Consider the following 20,078-nt stretch of genomic DNA (forward strand, 5'->3'; position numbering starts at 1 on the left):
CGATGAACATGATCAACATTGCCTGGAGCGGCCTACAGGCGGCGCAGTTCGGGATGAGCGTGACCTCCATGAACATCTCAAACGTGCTGACGCCGGGCTATAGCCGTCAGGGCATTATTCAAAGCTCGGTAGTGACGATGGGCAGCGGCGGGATGTCGGCAGGGGCCGGGGTTCAGGTCGACAGCATCCGCCGCATCTCCGATCAGTATCTGACTAACCAGGTGTGGCAGAGCAACAGCAAAGCCAACTATTACGGCATCAACAACCAGTATCTCGGCTCGCTGGAGAAGGTGATCGGCACTGATTCCACCAGCCTCGGCACCGGGCTGGATGATTTCTTCTCGGCGCTCAGCGCCCTGACGAAAGAGCCGGAAAGCGAAGCCAACCGCCAGCAGCTGCTGAACCAGGCCGACTCTCTGGCGACCCGCTTCAACAGCATGAACGACTTTATTAACACCCAGAAAAACGCCATTTCCAATCAGCGCGACACCATGGTGGGGCAGATCAACAGCCTGACCGCCGGGATCGCCGACTACAACAAGAAAATCATGGAGATGGATTCCACGGGCGGTAACAGCAACGTGCTGCGCGACCAGCGCGATGAGCTGGTGAAACAGCTCAGCACCTATACCGACGTGAAGGTGACGGAAGACAGCACCGGCAGCTACTCCGTGTCGATGAAAAACGGTCAGCCACTGGTCAGCGGTAAAGTGGCGGGCGAGCTAAGCAGCAGCCTGGACGGCAGCGGTAATCCGGTGCTGAGCCTGAACTTCTCCAACACCACCTTCTCCCTGAACCCGTCCACGGGCGGGCAGCTGGGGGCGCTGTACGACTACGAAACCGGCGATTTAGCCGAGATGCAGGCCTCCGTGCAGGGGATGGCGGAAGCGGTCGCTAACCTGTTCAACGACCAGCTGGCGCAGGGCTTTGACAAGAACGGCAATAGCGGCAAGCCGCTGTTCACCTTCGACCTGACCAACCCGAACGGGATTTTGCAGGTTAACGATCTCAAGCCGGACGAGCTGGCGCTTTCTGGCGCTAAAGACGAGCAGGGCAACGGCGACAACCTGGAGCTGCTGATCGCGCTGAAAAACAAGAAGGTTGATATCGGCGGCATGGGCAATATGAGCCTCAACGAAGGGGCGGCGGCGATCATCTCCAACGTGGGGATCGCCAGCAAAAAATCCCAGAGCGAGCTGGAGGCGGCGCAGGGGGTGTTCGACCAGGCCCAGCTTCAGCGCAACAATCTCAGCTCCGTCAACCAGGACGAAGAGGCGATCAATTTGCAGGTCTACATGCAGGCCTATCAGTCCAACGTGAAGGTCATTGCGACCGGCAACCAGATTTTCAACGACCTGTTAGGCCTGTTTTAACCGGCGTTAAGGAACGAACTTATGCGAATCAGCAGTTTATATAATTCCGATGCCATGATGGCGCAGCTTGGGGCGAACGGGACGCGCATCAGCAAGCTGATGGAGCAAATGGCGACCCAAAAGCGGATCAACGTCCCCTCCGACGACCCGGTCGCGGCGACCCGTCTGGTGCAGCTTAACCGCGAACAGTCGGCCATCAAGCAGTACCAGAGCAACATCTCCGGGCTGAGCGGCTCGCTCTCCAGCCAGGAAGCGCACGTCACCGCCATGAGCAACCAGCTTCTTGCCCTGAACGATAAGCTGCTGTCGGCGGCGAACGGCGGGGCGCTGAGCGATGCCGATATGGACGGCTTCGGCGCGGAGCTCTCTTCTATGCTCGACTCGCTGGTGGCGTCGATGAACGCCCAGAACGAGAGCGGCGGCTATCTCTTCTCCGGCACCAAAACCGACACCAAACCGGTTGTCTGGGACGAGGCGCAGGGGAAATATGTCTATCAGGGCAACAACGGCACCCGTGAAACCACGGTGGCAAACGGCGTGAACGTCACCGAAAACACCAGCGTGGTCGGGGCGTTTTCCGGCAGCGGTGACGATCTGGAGATGCTGAACAAGCTCAAGGCCCTGAGCGACAAAATGCAGGACCCGACGCTGTCGGCCAACGACATTCAGGATGATATCAACGAGATGCTGGATCTCTCCGGCAAGGCGCGCGATAACGTGGCCGGGCTGTTGACCGATCTGGGCGGTCGTCAGAATCGCCTGACGATGCTGGATGATGCCCACACGGACGTCAGCATGGCGAACGATCAGGTGGTGCGCGACCTGTCGGATACCGACTGGGCCACCACCAGCATTAACCTTCAGCTCTACACCAACTCGGTGCAGATCACCAACAAAGCGTACAGCATGATTAGCCAGCTCTCGCTCTTCAGCATGTTGTGATCCCTATGCAAGTCGGCTTAAAAACAACCTCGTTAACCACGACGCCCACCCCGGTCAGAACCATGCCGGGGGCGGCGTCGGCCGTTACGCGCACCGGATCTGCGGAGTCGGTACGCCGCAGCTCGCCGCTCTTCCCGGAGTCGGCGCTGCTCTCCCGCCGTCCGCTGCGCTACAACGTCCAGCTGAACCAGCAGCTGACGTCGGTGCAAAAGGCGGAGAACTACCTTTCTGAAACGGAAAATCAGCTGCTGACGCTGCGCCACCAGGCGATGCGCGGCGGCAGCGAGCGCCCGTCTGCGGCGGTGAATACCCTGCTGCAACAGCGCAATACCCTGTCGGGCGGCACGGTCGATCGTAATTTCAACGTCACGCTCCAGCAAAAAAGTCAGGTGAGCTTTACCCTGCCGGGGATGGAAAAGGTGCTGGAGCAGACGCCGGGTGAAACCCTGGTGTTTGCCCTGGGCGGCAGCAAGCGCGAGCTGGCGGCGGTGGCGATCCCGGCGCAGGCCACGCCGCGTCAGGCGCTGATGCACCTCAACGTCGGGCTGGGGCGGCTGGGCATTCACGCGTCGTTAGGCAGTGACGGCGGCGCCGTTTTTCAGGTTGATGAGGCCCGCTGGGGGCAGGTCAGCCAGCACCTGAGCGTGCGGGGCGAAGGCCAGCAGTTTCCGGCGGACGCTTTTACCCTACTGGCGCCTCAGGCGGAAACGAGCCGCGAAGATGAAATCAGCCAGCTGAGCAGCCAGTGGGAGCGCGGAGCCAGCGGCAAACTCCAGCAGACGCTGGAGCAAATCACCCGCGAGCGCAGCAAGCTGCATCAGCACCAGGAGCGCGTGTCGGCGCGTATTCAGGATATGGCGACGGCCTATAGCCCGCGTGAGGCGCTGGAGACCTCCCGCGCGCTGGGGGATGCGCTGGCAAACAGCGGCTCGCAGTTCGGCCTGCTGTCGAAGGCCCTGTCGGCACAGGGGAATATTTCGCTGACAACGGTGAAGAATCTGCTGGGATAAGCGTGTGCCCGCGCGGGAACGGCGGGCGACACGGCGCTATTTACGCAGCGGGTAGAGGAAAATGGCCCCGCTTTGCCCCACCACCAGCGGCTGGTTGTCGACAAAGACCGGCTGCATCCAGAAATCCACGTGCATCAGCATATCCACCAGCCCGTCAATCATCAGCCCCTTCTGCGGCGTGCTGTAGTAGATAGGCGTGTAGGAGAAGAAGCGCCTGCCGTCCTGATCGCCGATCTCGGTGAATTTGCCTTTCACCACAAACCGGTTGTCGTTCGGGTTGGTGATCATCGTCAAAATGGCGTGATTCACGGTCTGCATGTGCGAGTCGTAAATCTCTTTACGTCGGGACATGAGATCGTAAAACCCCAGCTGTAAAAAGCCTTCAATCTGCGCCTGCTGCTGGGCGGCGGGTGTTAATAGCCGCACCCCGGAAAAGACCGTGACGGCAACCAGAAGGTAGGACAAGAGCCATTTCCAGTTAAGAGCAGACTTCCATCTCACTGATTTTCCTCCTCGTTTCTCGCAGGATCAGGTTATTTAAAAGCGTCGGGTTGATGCGCCAGTGGTAGATCGCCATCACCAGCTGTTTTTTGTCGCACGGGTTTTTCAGCGCGAAGGTGTAATTCAGCGTCTGGTCCACGCTCTGGTAATAGACCGTCATGGTGGTGGACTGGGACTTCATCTGCTGATTCACCGCGTACAGCGTGTCTTTGATCTTGCTGTAGAAATCTTCTTTGTTCATCGCCAGGCGGCTGGCCTCTGAGATCTCATAGATGCGGATATTGCTGTAGACGCCGGCCTCCTGCTCGGTGGCAACCAGCCGCGATCCCCGCGAATTGGCGTAATGCCAGCCCGCGACCGCGCTGGCGATGACTACCGCAAGCAGCATCAGCAGGGCAATCAGCCGCTGGGGGAAGCGCGCCCGGTTAACAGGCCGGGGCATATCGTCGGGCGCAACGCAGGGTTCAGCCGCCACGTATTCCACAACGGGCTGCTCCGCAGGCAGAACGGCGATTTCCGCAATGGCCGTTTCTTCCTCCGCCACGGCGGTGCTGGCGGGCGGGTCAATCTCATCGCTTTCGCGCTCGACGGAGCAGCACCAGGCCTGCTCCAGCAGGTAGCCCTTTTTCGGGATCGTTTTGATAATTTTCTGTTTTTTACCGTCATCTTCCAGCGCGGTACGCAGCGCGTGGATCGCGTTCGGCAAACTATTATTGCCGATCACCCGGCGTTCCCAGACGAGGGTGGTCAATTCTTCGCGGGTGAGTATTTTTCCGGCATTTGCGGCAAGGACGTCGAGTAATTTTAATTGATACTCGCCGAGCCGTTTACGTTCACCCGAAACAAGGTTGATAATCGAACCCGAGGGTAAATCAATTAACCAGTTATTGACCGCATAATAGATTTTATTCATGGCAAGTGATGGTGGCTACCCACTCCTGATGCATTTAATTCGCCCGGCATTGCGCGTTTGCTGCGCGAAATGCTTAACGTAAATTAATGATTAAATCCGTTTAAAATTCATAGAGAATTGCCGCTTGCCTGCGGAGATGATGCAACGAAAAGGAAATTCCAGGGGGGTGAAACGCTAAAAACCTGCAAGATGCAGAGGAAGTTTTACCCGGCAAACCAGGCCTTTCCTTAGGCATTTTTAGGAAGTTTCTCTTCCGTGGCACATTTTTACGCGATAAAAGTGTGATATGCAACAAATTATTAAACGAATAATTTGGATGAGTATTACAGGCCGTCATTAAAAGTTAAATGTACTCGCGTGTTGATCCTTTTAATAACAATTAATGTATTCATGTAAAAAAAATGTTTTATGGCGATCTCCTGCGAATGAGATTCTTTTCATTGCTGAGATAAAAACGTAAGAAAATGTAATATCCACTTAAGTATAACGCGCGTTGTGTCGCTTTATATTCCCCTCTTTTTTTTAATGTTATTTCCCTTCCGTTTACTGACGTCTGAATATTCCGCCAGGAACGCCGTTTTCACAGGGGAAATAAATTTTTTTAATTTTCGATTTAATTCCCCAGCGCGGTGTGTCGTTTTACCTGAGTACCAGAGAGAAGAACCTGACAGACAGGTTCAAAAGGAGAATTCTAAAATGGCACTTTCTATTTTTACCAACGCCTCTTCCATGGCTTCCGTTAACGCCCTGAACAAATCTAACAGCATGTTATCCACCGCGATGGAGCGTCTGGGTACCGGCAAGCGCATCAACTCTGCGGCTGACGATGCGGCAGGCCTGCAAATCGCAACCCGTCTTCAGGGTCAGACCAACGGTATGGCGGTTGCACAGCGCAACATCTCTGACGCGACTGCACTGCTCCAGACTGCGGAAGGCGCGTTCGACGAAGTGAGCAACATCATGTACCGCATGAAAGACCTCGCAACGCAGGCAGCGAACGACACCAACGGCCCGGAAGATCGCTTAGCGCTGCAATCCGAAATGGACGAGCTGAACAGCGAACTGAACAACATCATGGGTAACACCAAATATGCGGGTGAGAGCCTGTTCGCAAGCGGCGGTAAATTCACTCAAGCAATGAACTTCCAGATCGGTGCATCTGAAGGTGAAAGCCTGACCGTTAACGTGAGCACTGACCTGACTGCGGTGAAAGGCGCAAGCGGTCTGGGTGCGCTGACGGCTTCCGGCGCGCTGACCACCGTGTCTGGCGCACAGGCGATGATCAGCAAAGTTGAAGGTGCTATTTCTCAGGTGGGTACGCTGCGCTCCAAGCTGGGTGCGAACATCAACCGTCTGGGCCACACCTCTGCTAACCTGGCGAACATGAAAGACAACACCGACCTGGCGCTGGGCAACATCCGTGATGCGGACTTCGCGTCTGAAGCATCCAGCATGACCCGTAACCAGATGCTGGCACAAACCAGCATGTCCATGCTGAAACAGTCCAACAGCATGTCCGGTATGGTGATGTCCCTGCTGGGCTAATCCACCGCACCGTTAAAAAAACACCGCTGTAAGGCGGTGTTTTTGTTTGCGGCTTTCCCCTTCCTGTATTTCCCCTTCAGGGGAAGGTTGCCTTCCTTCATTAATTTAACCTGTTGATTTTAAATCATATAAAACTTGGCACGCAGTTTGCTTAATAGGGTCATGGTTTAGCAACAGGGGCGAACGGAGAACACAACGATGGCCGATTTTAGCAGTATCGATCCGCAGACTCTGGCGCAGCAGCTGGCGACGTATGACATCGCCTCATTGCAAAACCAGCTGAAGACCAAAACGACGACGATGGACGCGCAAAAGAAGGCGCTCGACGCGCTGAAAACCGCGCTGACCGATTTCCGCACCGCCATGAGCGGGCTGAATAAAACCAACGAAGGGATGCTGAAGAACCTGGTCAGCATGAACCGGGAAGGGATCGCCAACGTCACCGCCAATTCGAACGCGCTGAAAGGGACCTACAACATTGACGTGAAGGCCCTGGCCTCTGCGCACCAGATTGGTTTTAGCCAGATGTCCGATGAGGCGATTAAAAACGCGTCCGGGACGATGGATATCACGCTGGGCACCGGCGCGGATGCCGAAACCATTACCGTCGATCTGACGGATATGGAGAGCCTGAGCGATCTGACCAAGGCGATTAACGGCAATGAAGATAACCCTGGCGTGACGGCGTCGCTGATCCGCACCGACGGCGAAGTGACCCTGATGCTGAGCAGCGATGAGAGCGGCGCGAAAAACACCATCTCGGTGACCAGCCCGAACGGTTTAGACCTGTCAAAACCGCAGACTATCTCCGAGGCCGCTGACTCGGTCATCAAGATGGGTGAGATGACCTTCACCAACAGCTCGAACACGCTGGATAAGCTGATCGACGGGGTGACCATTGAGCTGACGTCGGTAACGGAAGAGAAGAAGCCGCTGACCCTCTCGGTGGGGACGGACAGCGCGGGGACCAAAGAGCAGCTGCAAACCTTTGTGGATGCCTACAACACCCTGCAAGACACCCTGAGCAAACTGACCAAAAGCGGCAACGGCGATGATGAGAGCCGCGGCGCGTTTGCCGGAGATGCCACCATGTCGTCGCTCGATCGCGAGCTGAACGACGTGATGCGCCAGGTGTTTGGTGAAAAGCGCATGTCCGATTTTGGCATTACCGCCGACCGTGAAGGCAAGCTGCAAATTGACAGCAAAAAGCTCGACGACGCCATCAAAGCGGATCCGCAGAAGTTAAACGATCTGTTCAACGGTAAAGAGGGCATGTTGTCGGCGATGGATAAATCCCTCGACCGTTATCTCAACTCCACCAACGGCCTGCTGAAGGGCCGCCAGGATGTGCTGACCCGCCAGCAGAACGACATCGATACCAAAACCGAGGCGATGAATACGCGCTACGAGTCTTCGTATAACCGCTATCTGAAGCAGTTTACCCAGCTGCAAAAGGCGATGGCGCAGATGAACAACACCATGAGTATGTTTGGTATAGCTTAAGGAAATCACCGCGTTTATGTACGGGAACGAACAGCAGGGCTACGGCCACTATCAGCAGTCCGATCTGGCTATTCAGGCCGCTGCTGCCAATCCGCATCAGCTGGTACTGATGCTGTTTAACGGCCTGATGGACGAACTGGTCCGCGCGAAAAGCCATATCGCGGCGCGTCGTTACGACCGCAAGGTGCAGAGCATCAATAAGTGCATCGATATTCTGAACGCGCTGACCAGCTCGCTGGACTTTGAGAAGGGCGGCGAGCTGGCGTTAAGCCTCGCCAACCTTTACGACTACTGCGTTTATCGTCTTTACGACGCCAGCCACAAGCTCTCGGTCACCAGCGTGGAAGAGGTGGAGGTGATCCTCCGCAATCTTCAGGACGGCTGGGAGAAGATGGGGCAGCAGAATGGATGATATTCAGGTCATGCGTTTTCTGGCGCGTTCCCTGGAGCAGGCGGCCAGCCAGCACGACTGGCCGCTATTGCAGGACGTGGATGCCCGGATTGCCGCGATGCTGACCGCCCTCAAAGGCCAGACGCTGACGGCAGAAAAACGCGATGCCCTCGCGGCGCTTAAGCAGGTTCACGCCCGCGTCAGCCAGTTCTGCCAGACCCGGAGCGACGAGCTGGAAAAGCAGCTCGCGCGCACCCGCCGCAATCAGGAGGGGGCCACCGCCTACGCCCGATTTGCCGGGGCAGAGGAGTTTGACCGATGAACCTGGTGCTTTCTCAGCTGACCCAGCTTCCCATTGCCAGCGATACCGCCGATGCGCCGCTGGCGCCGCCTGCGACGGGCGCAACGCCTGCGGACGTGGACGACAGCGTGCAGGCAACGCCCGCGTTCAACGATGCGCTGCTCGGCATGATCAACGCGCTGATGGGCGGCGAGCAGCAGCGCGATACCGCGATGGTGCTGGCGGATGTTCGCGCCGCGGACGATGACGATCGCGACGCGCCGCAGACCAAAGCCAGCCCGCGCGTTGAAGATTTGATTGGCTCGCCGCAGCAGCTGCTGGACGCGCTGCTGACGGCAAGCCAGATGCCGGTAAAAACGCTCAATGCGACCAGCAGCAGCACGCCGCTGGCGGGTGATGCGCTCCAGATGCAGAACATTACGGCGGGGCAGCCGGGCCAGACAATGCCGCTTAACGCGCAGACGCCGTCCGCCGTTGCGAACGTTTCCCCCGAGCCCGTCACGGAGGCGGTGAAACCCCTCGCGACGGAGGTCGCTAAGCCGCTGATAAGCGTGCTCCCGACGGTCGGCCAGCCCGCCGCGACACAGACCTTTACCCATGCGGTAGAGAAACAGACCGTGAATCTGCCGCCTCTCAAGATGGACGCCGACGAGGCGAAGTGGGCGCAGCAGCTGCACGGCGCGCTTAACGACCGTCTGCAAATTCAGGTCAGAAATCAGGTGCAGCACGCGACCATTCGTCTGGATCCGCCGGAGATGGGCAAAGTGGACATCTCGTTGCAGATCGAAAACGGGCGTATGCAGGTGCATATCAGCGCCAGCAACGGTGAAACCTATCGCGCGCTGTCGCAAATCAGCAATGAGCTGCGCCAGAGCCTGACCGAGCAGAATTTCGTTCAGGTCAACGTGCAGGTTTCGTCCCAGTCAGGGCAATCGCAGCAGGGACGCGGGGAGCAGCAGATGTTTGCCCCCGAGCGCGGCCCGGCGGCGGGTGCAGAGATAGCCGATGAGGCCACTCAGTCGACCGTCAATCAAGACGATTCAGTATTACTTACGGTGTAAACCACGATGACCATTAAGACATTTTCATTAGGGCTGGTAATTGCCCTTATTGCCGCCATTTTTGCCGCCGTGCTGACCGTTCTCGGCACGCATTTGCTGAGTCAGGACGAGGGAAAGCGGTCACTCATCAGCAGCCTGTTTTCATCTTCCGAAGAGAGCTCGGTGGAGTTTGTGGAGATCAAAAACGTGGTGATCACGCTGAAAAGCCATCGCGATGCAGAGCGTTATCTGCTGCTGGAGCTGGCGCTGACCGCTAACTCGGCGGGGGACGCCCGCCGCGCGGAAGAGCTGTCGCCCGCCATTCGCGGCGCCACGGTCAACCTGCTCTCCTCAATGGATTACGACGCGGTGCGCGGCATGGACGTGGCGCTGCTGCGCGACAAGCTGATGCAGGCCTACGCCGAACGCTTCGAGAGCCTCAAAACGCGGATGCCGTTCAATGACGTGATCATCAGCAAAATGGTCTTCCAGTAAGTCGCGGCAGTAGATGGACATGATGGATTTTATTGCTGACGACTCCCTGACCCCGGCGGACGAAGCGCGCTATATCAACGCGTATCTGCCGCTGGTGCATCGGATTGTGAAACAGCTGGCGTGGCAGACGAGCAGCGTGATGGGCAAAGAGGACATGGAGCAAATTGCGCTCATGGGCCTCTTAACCTCGCTGCGCCGTTACGGCCATCCCGACGAACAGTTTGGCGCGTATGCGGCGCAACGCATTCGCGGTGCCGTGCTCGACGAACTGCGCGAGCTGGACTGGCGCCCGCGTCGGCTGCGCCAGAAAAGTCACAAAATCAACGACGCCATTCGGGAGCTGACGCGCAGGCTGGGCAGAACGCCGGGCTTTGACGATCTCAGCGAGCATCTCTCCATCACCGCCGAGGAGTACCACGAGTATCTGCTGCTGGACTGCGCGAAGACGCTGGAAAGTCTCGATGACTTATTGGGCGGAGATGCCCTGAACGGCACCCTGAATAGCCGCTCGCTGGAGGACGAAATGGTCACCAGCGGGACGTTAAGGGCTGCGCTGGCAAGCCTTGATGAGCGTGAACAGATGATTCTGACGCTCTATTACCAGCAGGAAATGAGCTTAAAAGAGATTGCGTTAGTCCTCGATCTTACCGAGGCGCGCGTCTGTCAGCTCAATAAAAAGATCGCTCAGAAGATCCAGTGTTTTTTCCAGAAGTGAAAGGTATATGCAAAAGTTTCTCGGTATTTTCATTATTTTCGCCTGCGTTGTAGGCGGTTTTCTCATGTCCGGTGGGCGTCTGGCGTCGTTCTGGCAGCCCGGTGAAATCATCATTATTCTCGGCGCGGGCCTGGGGGCGATGGTGCTCGCCAACCCGAAACCGGTGCTGGCGGAGATGTACCGCCAATTTCGCGGCATTATGCGCAAAAACGAATATACCGATGAGTATCAGCGCCAGCTGCTGATGCTGCTGTATGAACTGCTTGAGCTGGTGCAGGACGGCGGCCTGAAGGTGCTGGACGAACATATCGAAGTGCCGGAGAGCAGCCCGCTGTTCCAGAAGTACCCGCTGATCCTGCAAAACAAAGCCATCATCACCTTTATTGCGGATAACTTCCGCCTGATGGCGATGGGCAAAATCAACGAGCACGAGCTGGAAGGGATCCTGGAGCAGGAGCTGGTGGCGATGGAAGAGAACCTGCTTCAGCCATCGCGCTCTCTGCAACGTACCGCAGAGGCGATGCCGGGCTTTGGGATCTGCGCGGCGGTGCTCGGGATCATCATCACCATGCAGTCGATCGACGGCTCCATTGCGGTGATCGGCGTCAAGGTAGCGGCGGCGCTGGTCGGTACTTTCCTCGGCGTCTTCTTCTGCTACTGCCTGATGGATCCGGTGGCGAACGCCATGGAGCAGCGCACCAAAAAGCTGATGGCGGTGATCGAATGCGTGCGCACCGTGCTGGTGAACCACGTGGCCGGAAAGCCAACCCTACTGGCGGTAGATGCCGGGCGCAAAATGCTGCCGCTCGATTCGAAGCCGACCTTCGCTACGCTTGATGGCTGGGTTAACGAGATGACGGGTGGATCCTGATGCGGGGCAGTCGCGGAAAAGAACATACCACGATCATCAAACGCTCCTCGCGCAAAAGCCATGACGCGTTTCATGGCGGCGCGTGGAAGGTGGCGTTCGCCGACTTTACGCTGGCAATGATGGCGCTGTTTATGGTGCTGTGGATCATGGGATCGGTGACCGAAGAGGAGCGTAAAGAGATTGTCTCCCAGCTCAACGGTCAGTCGATTTTTGACGGGCAAACCTTGTCCCCCATCACCCAGCCCCACGGCGTGGGCGGCAAAATTGCGGTGACGGAAAAACGCGATACCGACAGCCACAAGAAACCGAAGACGGAGGACGACACGGCGGCGGCGCTGGCGAAAAGCCAGAGTCTGGATGACGTGAAGACGCGTTCGCAGAACGAGATTGAAGATCTCGCCCGCATCATCATGAAAATCACCTCAGCCTATGATGCACAGTCAAACCTGAAAATTGAGATTGTGCCGCAAGGGTTGCGCATCCTGATCACCGACGATCGGAAACGAGAGATGTTCCAGCGCAGCAGCGCCATCCTGACGCCGTTTTTCAAGCGGCTGCTGACGGAGTTCGCCCCGGCGCTCAATAAGATCGACAACAAGATCATTATCACTGGCCATACGGATTCGACCCGTTTCCGCGATCAGGATCTCTACAACAACTGGAACCTGTCGGGGGAGCGCGCCATGCAGGCGCGTAAAGTCCTGACGAACGCCGGGCTGGATCAAAGCAAGGTGTTGCAGGTGAGCGGAATGGCCGATCAGATGCTGATCGATCCCGAGCACCCGCTGAGCTCGTCGAATCGACGCATTGAGATCATGGTGCTCACCCAGTCGGCCAGCGAATCCCTGTATCAGTTCTTTGGTCAGCACGGCGAGAAAGTGATCAAGCCGATCGTCGACCGACTCTCGCAGCAGCATTAATGGTTTAACGATGTTCACCTTTATTCATATCCAGAAACTGGCCTGTCTGGCGCTGATCGTCGGTATGGGGATGGGCTTTAGCGCGCCGCTTGAAGCCGCCCCCCGCAGCCCGGCAAAGACCAGCGCGGAAAAGGAAAAATCGGCCAAGGCCAGGATGCGTAACAAAGCGCTGCTGCTGAAAAAGACGAAGCAGCGCGTCAGCGTGGTGGCCCTGACGCCCGAGCAGAAGCGGCGCGAAAGCGAAAAGCGCCGTCTGGAGCGGGCGGAAAACCGCGAATGGCTGGCGATGCACAAGCGCTGGGAGCCGGGACGCTTGTCCACCGACATGATCTGGGAGCCGCTGCCGGGCGAGAAGATCAGCCCGCAGCTTCAGGCCTCGTTAAAGCAGGTGATCCTCCAGCTGAAAAAGCAGCTCGGCAAGCCGTACGTCTGGGGCGGCCAGACCCCCGAGCAGGGGTTTGACTGTAGCGGGCTGGTCTTTTACGCCTTCAACCCGGTGTTAAGCCGCAACCTGCCGCGCACCGCCAACGGCATGTTCCAGGATCGGACGTTACGCCCCGTGCGCCAGGAAAAACTGCGCCGCGGTGACCTGGTCTTTTTCAACATTAACCAGCGCCCGGGTGCCGACCACGTGGGCGTTTACATCGGTGACGGCGAGTTTATCGAAGCGCCGCGCACCGGACTGAACATTCGCGTCAGCCAGCTTTCTGACGCCTTCTGGCAGGACCACTACCTCGGTGCCCGCCGGATATTAACCGAAGAGGCCGTGATGTAACGGCCTGACGCCAGATACCCCCTCAAGGTATGCGCCGCCAGGGATGGCCCCTTATTTCAAGATTGACTGAGAACCCGTTCATGAACCCGATACGCAAAAAATTCGCCATCGACGATGGCTCCACCAACGTAAAAATCAGCTGGATTGAAAACGGCACGCTGAAAACCGTTGTCTCCCCGAACTCCTTCCGTAAAGACTGGAAGAGCGCCGCGCTGCTGCGCGGCCAGGCGGTGCATAACTACACCATCGGCACCACCAAATACACCTACGACGCCACCTCGGACAAGGCGCTGTCGACGACGCATATCGACTACCAGTATGACGACTTAAACCTGCTGGCGGTGCATCACGCGCTGCTGCAAACCGGCGTTGCGCCGTGCGACGTGGAGGTGATCGTTACCTTACCGATCACCCAGTTCTATAACCCGGACGACTGCCAGCGCAACGAAGAGCGCATCGAGGCCAAGCGCAAAAACCTGATGCGCGACATCACCCTGAACAAGGGCGAGCTGTTCCGCATCGTGGACGTGCAGGTGATGCCCGAAAGCCTCCCGGCGGCGCTGTCGCACCTGCTTAATTCGAACGTCAACGAGTTCACCAAATCGCTGGTGATCGACTGCGGCGGCACCACGCTGGACATGGGCGTGATCGTGGGCGAGTTCGATGACGTGTCGGCGATTTACGGCAACAACGAAATCGGCGTGGCGATGGTTACCGATGCCACCCGCAAGCTGCTGGCGGCGGCGGACAGCGATTCCAGCTACCTGGTGGCGAACGAGCTGATCAAACGCCGTCACGACATGGACTTCGTGAAAAGCGTCATTAACGACGAATCCCGCATCGACGAGATCCTGGAAAAAATCGCCATCAAAATTCAGGAGCTGGGGGATCAGGTGGCGTATGAGGCGAAGAAGTTCGCCAAGAACCCGAACCGCGTCTACCTGGTGGGCGGGGGCGCGCACCTGATTGAGGGGGCAATCCGTGAGGTCTACGCGACCCTCGGCGATCGCGTGGTCAGCATCGACAATCCGCAAAGCGCCCTGTCCCGCGAGATTTGCCTTTACCATTCCGACGCGGGTGCCGACAGCGTGGAAGAGCCGTTAATGGCAGAGGTGGGCGAGGATGCGTAACGGGCCGATCCGCCGCGTTAATCTCTCCCTGCACCTCACGCCGGAGCAGTCGCACGCGGATTTGCGTGCGATGCAGCAGCTCCAGCAGTGGCACCAGGCGGTGGGCCAGTCCGCCAGCGTGGATGATTCGAACATGACCATCCGCGCGTTTCACCGCGACGTTTACCTGGCGGGTTTAAAGCTGTTTTTGCTCGATCCCGCGCTGTGTCACCACGTCGCGGAGTCGCTGGGGCGCGAAAACCTCACGCTGGAGGCGCTGCTTGGGGAGCTTCAGCCTCAGGTTCAGGCTCAACCTCAGCCTGATGACGCTTCTCTGCCGCTCGCCGAGTTGCAGCACATCCGCGACGAGATCGCGGCGCTCAGGCCGCTGATGGAGCAGCAGAAGCTCGCCTTGCAGCAGCTACGCCTGAGTGCGAAGAGCAGCAGCGCGGCAGCGCCGGAGCACGATAACGTTGAGGTGAGTCAGGTTGATGCGCCGGTAGAAAAAATGAAGAAGGTGCGGCAAAAGGGGATTTTCTGAGGGGAGTCGCAGGCCGGGTCAGGCAGAACGCCGCCCGGCGCGTGGGGCTGATGGATCAGGTAATCACCATCGGCCAGTCTGGCGGGGTATGGCTCATCGCTTCAATCATCACCGTTTTCACGTTTTCCCAGACGGCGGCCATATCCAGCAGAGTAATACCCAGCAAACCCGTGGCGAACCAACACGCTGCGCCAAGCCCGAGCACGGTGCTGATGACGGCCAGACCCGCGTAGTCGGATTTACGAAACTGAATATTCAGCGTGCTGGCTAAAAACATCAGCACCGCACTCAATAACGGCCAGCGCAGGAGAACCATGCTGGTAGTAATGGTTGCCATGAAACCTATCCTCGAAAAGGCAGATGAACTGCAATGAAACAGAGTTTTGCGTTACAGAATATGTGTGAACTATATCACGTTTGTTCTTTTATTCGCCAGTGCCCGGCTGATGAAAAGAGGTGGATTATTGACCTGGGATATGCTTTTTAGGGGTAATTGAAAATATATCTTTCACTTCTGACGTCGTTATTTCTCCCACTTCGTAATAAATTCATTGAGATACTAAAACCTCTGCAATATTTCAAAGTTGTATAATATTTACAGTATAAAACCTATGGATTATGCTTGAGTGGACTCATAAATGTACTCGTAGCGAATAATTCAGGTTATTGAATTTATAGATTTTTTTGTTTATTTGTATCGTTTTTATTACACGCGCAATCTTATTTTAATTCCTCTGAAGCGTTATTCAGTGGTCATTAACTGCCTGAACTTGAATTAATGCTGCGTTCGATTTTTCATTTAACATTCTGCGAAAAATGATGAAAGAAAAACAACGCGAGACCGGCAATGACAGTATGCAGGCGCTGCAATCACTGGCGAAACTGATGCCGCTGCTGAATTCGCAGTGTGCGTTATCCGACATGCTGGAAACCATCAACAGGGTTCTCGGCGCAAGCCTGGCCTGGGTCAGCGTGAATGACGATGAGGGTGTGCAGCGCGTGGTCTGCGCGGGCGGCGTCGCCTGCCACACCTTTGAGGTAACGGATTTTCTTGCCAGCACCCTGTTACAGCGCCACAACCGCGCCTGGCGCGTGGTCTACTGGAAAGAGAAGATCGGCCACGCGCTTTTCCCCCCACAGCATCCCGGATACAGCCAGCTGCAAAGCGGCGTGTTATGCAAACTGGCCTCCCGTGACTTGCGCTGTAGCGGCTATTTCTTTCTGGCGTTTGACGAACGACGCCACTCGCTGCCGGTGCTGAAGAATATGGTGGTGATCCTGGTTGAGCGTCTCAAAGACTATTTCGAAGAGATTATCGCCCGGGAAAAAACGGCGCATGAGATGCAGCGGGTCGTCGCCCAGTACAAAACCCTGTTTGAACGCGCCCCGGTGCTGATGAACGCGTTCGACAAGCACAACCGCTGCGTGCTGTGGAATGCGGAGTGTGAAAAGGTCTTCGGCTGGAGCATGGCCGAGATCATCGCCCATGCCGATCCGCTGGTGCTGTTTTACCCGGACCCGGAAGAGCGCCGACGGGTGCAGGAGTCCGTTCATCGCACTCCGCTAAAAGATATGTACGAATGGCATCCGGTGCGTAAAGACGGGGTCCAGCTGACGATCCTGTGGTCAAACATTCTGCTGCCCGACGGCTCCGTGCTGAATATTGGCCTCGACATTACCGAGCGCAAAAAAGCGGAGCAGCAGCTGGCGGTGAAGGCCACGACGGACGACCTCACCGGCTGCTTCAACCGCTCGGCGATTTTACAGCAGCTGAAGTCGGCGCTGGCCGCCAGCTCGCGCCACGATGCGAACAGCCACTTCTGCGTGCTGATGTTCGATCTGGACTATTTCAAGCAAATTAATGACGAGTGGGGACATCAAACGGGTGACGCCGCGCTTACCCACTTCTGCGACCTGATTCGCGAGGTCAGCCCGGATAATGCCGCGCTGGGGCGGGTCGGCGGCGAGGAGTTTCTGCTGCTGCTGGCGCAAAGCGACGGCGACGCCGCCACGCGGCTCTGCATCCGGCTGCGTGATGCGCTGAGAACAAAGCCGCTGCTGGTGGGCGATAAAAAGCTGGAGCTGGCGTTTAGCGCAGGGGTCGTGGAAGTCTGCCGGGGGCAGCGCGATACCTCGGCGTTACTGACGCGGGCGGATAAAGCCTTATATGACGCGAAGCGAACCGGAAGAGGAAAAACCGTCGTGGTATCTGATTATTTATAAATCAATTGAGATTTTACTCATGTGTAAATGGCATAAATCTCATGTTCCAGTTGTACTTTTTTCATGCTGCCAATAGTTTGACTTAATCACCGATCCTCTGTTTTGTTATCTTAAATCCCCTGCCCTGGCTGGATAATTATTTCCCTTAATTGAAACGGAACGAATACCTTCAGTTTGCCTTACGGAAAAATATTATCGTCATAACCTAAATTAAGATTTTTAATACCAAAAGTCAGTTGCTAACTTCGCATGATTCATGCAACGTAATCACCTGTTTATCAAAGCATCCGGCCTTCATAATTACAGCCGTACAACATGCAGGGATATAGGGCGGGAAATGAATCGTAGCGCGCAGCGCAAGATGCTGAGGGTGGTAGGGATCATCATGGTAGTTTTACTGCCGGTGATGCTTGCGCTATGGTTTGCCCAGTTACGCGCCGTAACCGAAACAAGCAGTCAGCTACGCACCTTTGCCGAGCTGGCGTTAGACAAAACAGAGCTTGTGATTCAACAGGTTGATTTAGCCCGCGACAGCGCAGAAAAATATCGCGGCGAACTCTGCTCCCCGGCACACCGGCAATATATGCTGAACGTCATGCGCGGGCGCCTGTTCGTCGCCGATGTCATTTACGCCCGCGGCCAGCAGTTTCTCTGCTCGACGGTGCTGGCACCAGAACAACCCTACGTTATCCCCACCGCCAATTACACCCGAAAACCTGACATTGCTATCTATTATTATCGCGATACGCCCTTTTTCTCCGGTTATAAAATGACGTATATGCAGCGCGGCAATTATGTCGTGGTGGTCAATCCACTTTCCTACAGCGAGGTTATGTCGGCCGATCGTTCGCTGGCGTGGGGCGTATATGACACCGTGACCAACGCTTTTTTTTCAGTCAGCACTCAGGCCAATATCACTTTATTTAATTCGATGATTCGACATAAGGAATCGACTTTTCAAAAAGATGATCGTTTTTATACGATTGTGAATTCTGATAAACGTCCGATTGCCGCCATCGTATCGACCTCAAATAAACGTTTTTATGAAACCCTTTATCACCAGGCAACCTTAACGCTACCGCTCGGAATGATTTGCAGCATCATTATTTTGCTGGTCTGGTCGCGTACCCATCGTGAATTCAATTCACCGGGAAGATTGCTCCACAGGGCGTTAAATAAGCGCCAGCTGTGCGTTCACTATCAGCCGATTATCGATATCAAAAATAACCGGTGCGTGGGCGCCGAGGCGCTGCTGCGCTGGCCGGGTTTTAACGGGCAGGCGGTGATGAGCCCGGTGGAGTTTATTCCGCTGGCGGAAAAAGAGGGCATGATCGAGCGCATTACCGATTACGTGGTGGAAGAGGTGTTTAAGGATCTGGGCACCTTCCTGGCAAGCCATCCGCATCTTTATATCTCAATTAACCTGTCGGCGGCCGACTTCCACTCGTCGCGCCTGATTGCCCTGATTTCCGATAAGGCCCGGTTCCACTCCGTTCGCGCGCAGCAGATTAAAATCGAAGTGACCGAGCGCGGGTTTATCGACGTGCCGAAAACCACGCCGGTGATCCAGGCCTTCCGCCAGGCGGGGTATGAAGTGGCCATCGATGACTTTGGTACGGGCTACTCGAACCTGCACAACCTCTACTCCCTGAACGTCGATATCCTGAAAATCGATAAATCCTTTATTGATACCCTCACCACCAACAGCACCAGCCATCTGATTGCCGAGCACATCATTGAGATGGCGCAGAGCCTGCGCCTGAAAACCATCGCGGAAGGGGTTGAAACGGCGGAGCAGGTAAGCTGGCTGTTGAAGCGCGGCGTGGAGTTTTGCCAGGGGTGGCACTTCGCGAAAGCGATGCCGCCGCAGGACTTTATGACCTGGCAGCAGCAGCCTCTGCGGGATCCGCATTAATTCAACTGGTGGCGATAATCGCTTGGCGTGCGGTCGAACTCGCGGCGGAATACGCGGGAGAAGGTCTGTTGCGACACATAACCCAGATCCATCGCGATATCAAAAATCGGCCGCTGCGTGGAGCGTAGCGCCTGGGCTGCCAGCAGCAGGCGGCGCTGACGAATGTAATCACCCAGCGTCTGGTGCATGACGGTGCGGAACATTCTCTGTAGATACCATTTCGAATAGCCCGACTTCTTCGCGACCACATCAATGTTCAACGGTTGGTCGATATGTTCATCAATCCATTCAATAAGCGTCTGAATAATTTGCTGATGCGACATAAGGTTGCCCCTCTGTAGATACAACTATCTCTGTTGATTCGTCGTTTTCACTGCGGGGGAGTATAATTCCTCAAGTTAACTTGAGGTAAAGAGGTTTTATGGAAAAGAGATTACCGCGCATCAAGGCCCTCTTAACCCCGGGCGAAGTGGCGAAGCGAAGCGGCGTGGCGGTGTCTGCGCTCCACTTTTATGAAAGCAAAGGGTTAATTAAGAGCATTCGCAACGCGGGGAACCAACGGCGTTACACCCGCGACGTGCTGCGCTATGTGGCGATTATCAAAATTGCGCAACGCATCGGCATTCCTCTCGCCACCATCGGCGACGCGTTTGGCGTTTTGCCGGAAGGCCATTCCCTGAGCGCGAAGGAGTGGAAAGAGCTGTCGTCCCAGTGGCGCGACGAGCTGGATCGGCGCATTCATACGCTGGTGGCGCTGCGCGACGAGCTGGACGGCTGTATCGGCTGTGGATGTCTGTCGCGAAGCGATTGCCCGTTGCGAAACCCCGGCGACCGGCTCGGCGAGCAGGGAACAGGCGCGCGGCTGCTGGAGGAGGATTGAGTATGTGCGGCCGGTTTGCCGGGTGGCGGCTGCGCCTTACCCGGCCTACAAAACCGAAAACGTAGGCCGGGTAAGCGAAGCGTCACCCGGCAAAAAAACCGCACCGCACGAACGT

The 20,078-nt window shown here is 56.5% G+C and carries 22 protein-coding genes; 18 read left to right on the top strand and 4 right to left on the bottom strand.

The features are described from left to right. Positions 1-2: 2 nt before the first annotated feature. Genes flgK through ACSVHP_RS16060 form a run of 3 tightly spaced genes read left to right on the top strand, consistent with a single transcriptional unit; the run spans position 3 to position 3,325 of the window. On the top strand, positions 3-1,373 hold the full coding sequence (gene flgK / locus ACSVHP_RS16050; RefSeq protein ID WP_234674821.1) for a flagellar hook-associated protein FlgK: 1,371 nt from the start codon (positions 3-5) through the stop codon (positions 1,371-1,373). A 21-nt stretch (positions 1,374-1,394) separates the two neighbouring features. Then, positions 1,395-2,315, top strand: a complete 921-nt coding sequence (gene flgL / locus ACSVHP_RS16055; protein ID WP_234674820.1) for a flagellar hook-associated protein FlgL — start codon at positions 1,395-1,397, stop codon at positions 2,313-2,315. Positions 2,316-2,320: 5 nt separating this feature from the next. Further along, complete coding sequence (locus tag ACSVHP_RS16060; RefSeq protein WP_447552417.1) at positions 2,321-3,325, top strand: hypothetical protein; 1,005 nt, start codon at positions 2,321-2,323, stop codon at positions 3,323-3,325. A gap of 36 nt (positions 3,326-3,361) precedes the next feature. Here ACSVHP_RS16060 and ACSVHP_RS16065 read toward each other — a convergent pair whose 3' ends face one another. Both ACSVHP_RS16065 and ACSVHP_RS16070 read right to left on the bottom strand, forming a co-directional pair. Then, positions 3,362-3,790 (bottom strand): hypothetical protein, encoded by a 429-nt coding sequence (locus tag ACSVHP_RS16065; RefSeq protein WP_234674818.1) that lies wholly within the window; start codon positions 3,788-3,790, stop codon positions 3,362-3,364. Positions 3,791-3,803: 13 nt separating this feature from the next. Further along, complete coding sequence (locus ACSVHP_RS16070) at positions 3,804-4,739, bottom strand: winged helix-turn-helix domain-containing protein (RefSeq protein WP_417315194.1); 936 nt, start codon at positions 4,737-4,739, stop codon at positions 3,804-3,806. Positions 4,740-5,435: 696 nt separating this feature from the next. On the opposite strand from ACSVHP_RS16070, the gene ACSVHP_RS16075 reads away from it, so the two are divergent. The 12 genes from ACSVHP_RS16075 (at position 5,436) to ACSVHP_RS16130 (ending at position 14,945) form a co-directional block, all read left to right on the top strand. Then, positions 5,436-6,284: a flagellin N-terminal helical domain-containing protein gene (locus ACSVHP_RS16075; protein WP_447552418.1), complete on the top strand. Its 849-nt coding sequence runs from the start codon at positions 5,436-5,438 to the stop codon at positions 6,282-6,284. A gap of 198 nt (positions 6,285-6,482) precedes the next feature. After that, positions 6,483-7,787 (top strand): flagellar filament capping protein FliD, encoded by a 1,305-nt coding sequence (gene fliD, locus ACSVHP_RS16080; protein WP_417315162.1) that lies wholly within the window; start codon positions 6,483-6,485, stop codon positions 7,785-7,787. A gap of 16 nt (positions 7,788-7,803) precedes the next feature. Further along, positions 7,804-8,199, top strand: coding sequence for a flagellar export chaperone FliS (gene fliS, locus ACSVHP_RS16085; protein ID WP_194515421.1), 396 nt, complete (start codon positions 7,804-7,806; stop codon positions 8,197-8,199). Then, a complete protein-coding gene (gene fliT, locus ACSVHP_RS16090; protein WP_417315163.1) occupies positions 8,192-8,500 on the top strand; it encodes a flagellar protein FliT in 309 nt (102 codons plus the stop codon). The genes fliS and fliT overlap by 8 nt, the downstream gene beginning before the upstream one ends. After that, a complete protein-coding gene (locus ACSVHP_RS16095) occupies positions 8,497-9,540 on the top strand; it encodes a flagellar hook-length control protein FliK (protein ID WP_447552421.1) in 1,044 nt (347 codons plus the stop codon). Before fliT ends, ACSVHP_RS16095 begins: the two co-directional genes overlap by 4 nt. A gap of 6 nt (positions 9,541-9,546) precedes the next feature. Then, positions 9,547-10,014: a flagellar basal body-associated FliL family protein gene (locus ACSVHP_RS16100; protein ID WP_234674812.1), complete on the top strand. Its 468-nt coding sequence runs from the start codon at positions 9,547-9,549 to the stop codon at positions 10,012-10,014. A 13-nt stretch (positions 10,015-10,027) separates the two neighbouring features. Beyond that, positions 10,028-10,729, top strand: a complete 702-nt coding sequence (locus ACSVHP_RS16105) for a FliA/WhiG family RNA polymerase sigma factor (protein ID WP_417315167.1) — start codon at positions 10,028-10,030, stop codon at positions 10,727-10,729. Positions 10,730-10,736: 7 nt separating this feature from the next. Further along, complete coding sequence (motA, locus tag ACSVHP_RS16110) at positions 10,737-11,600, top strand: flagellar motor stator protein MotA (protein WP_234674810.1); 864 nt, start codon at positions 10,737-10,739, stop codon at positions 11,598-11,600. Beyond that, positions 11,600-12,520, top strand: coding sequence for a putative lateral flagellar export/assembly protein LafU (lafU, locus tag ACSVHP_RS16115; RefSeq protein WP_447552422.1), 921 nt, complete (start codon positions 11,600-11,602; stop codon positions 12,518-12,520). The genes motA and lafU overlap by 1 nt, the downstream gene beginning before the upstream one ends. Positions 12,521-12,530: 10 nt before the next feature. After that, a complete protein-coding gene (locus ACSVHP_RS16120; RefSeq protein WP_234674808.1) occupies positions 12,531-13,295 on the top strand; it encodes a C40 family peptidase in 765 nt (254 codons plus the stop codon). Positions 13,296-13,375: 80 nt separating this feature from the next. Next, the gene (gene parM / locus ACSVHP_RS16125) at positions 13,376-14,425 is read left to right on the top strand and encodes a plasmid segregation protein ParM domain-containing protein (protein WP_417315170.1); all 1,050 of its coding nucleotides are present in this window, start codon (positions 13,376-13,378) and stop codon (positions 14,423-14,425) included. Next, positions 14,418-14,945 (top strand): hypothetical protein, encoded by a 528-nt coding sequence (locus ACSVHP_RS16130; RefSeq protein WP_447552423.1) that lies wholly within the window; start codon positions 14,418-14,420, stop codon positions 14,943-14,945. Before parM ends, ACSVHP_RS16130 begins: the two co-directional genes overlap by 8 nt. A 55-nt stretch (positions 14,946-15,000) precedes the next feature. Here ACSVHP_RS16130 and ACSVHP_RS16135 read toward each other — a convergent pair whose 3' ends face one another. After that, on the bottom strand, positions 15,001-15,282 hold the full coding sequence (locus ACSVHP_RS16135) for a YjcB family protein (RefSeq protein ID WP_234674805.1): 282 nt from the start codon (positions 15,280-15,282) through the stop codon (positions 15,001-15,003). A 482-nt stretch (positions 15,283-15,764) separates the two neighbouring features. Between ACSVHP_RS16135 and ACSVHP_RS16140 the strand changes: the two genes are divergently transcribed. Together ACSVHP_RS16140 and ACSVHP_RS16145 are read left to right on the top strand one after the other, a co-directional pair. After that, on the top strand, positions 15,765-17,168 hold the full coding sequence (locus tag ACSVHP_RS16140; RefSeq protein WP_447552424.1) for a GGDEF domain-containing protein: 1,404 nt from the start codon (positions 15,765-15,767) through the stop codon (positions 17,166-17,168). A gap of 337 nt (positions 17,169-17,505) precedes the next feature. Next, positions 17,506-19,083 (top strand): EAL domain-containing protein, encoded by a 1,578-nt coding sequence (locus ACSVHP_RS16145; RefSeq protein ID WP_447552425.1) that lies wholly within the window; start codon positions 17,506-17,508, stop codon positions 19,081-19,083. On the opposite strand, the gene soxS is transcribed toward ACSVHP_RS16145, so the two are convergent. Beyond that, the gene (gene soxS, locus ACSVHP_RS16150; protein ID WP_003860277.1) at positions 19,080-19,406 is read right to left on the bottom strand and encodes a superoxide response transcriptional regulator SoxS; all 327 of its coding nucleotides are present in this window, start codon (positions 19,404-19,406) and stop codon (positions 19,080-19,082) included. The two genes, ACSVHP_RS16145 and soxS, sit on opposite strands and share 4 nt — an antisense overlap. A gap of 98 nt (positions 19,407-19,504) precedes the next feature. Between soxS and soxR the strand changes: the two genes are divergently transcribed. After that, positions 19,505-19,963 (top strand): redox-sensitive transcriptional activator SoxR, encoded by a 459-nt coding sequence (gene soxR / locus ACSVHP_RS16155; protein ID WP_234674802.1) that lies wholly within the window; start codon positions 19,505-19,507, stop codon positions 19,961-19,963. Positions 19,964-20,078: the final 115 nt, after the last annotated feature.

Source organism: Enterobacter sp. 186315 (genome assembly GCF_053290175.1).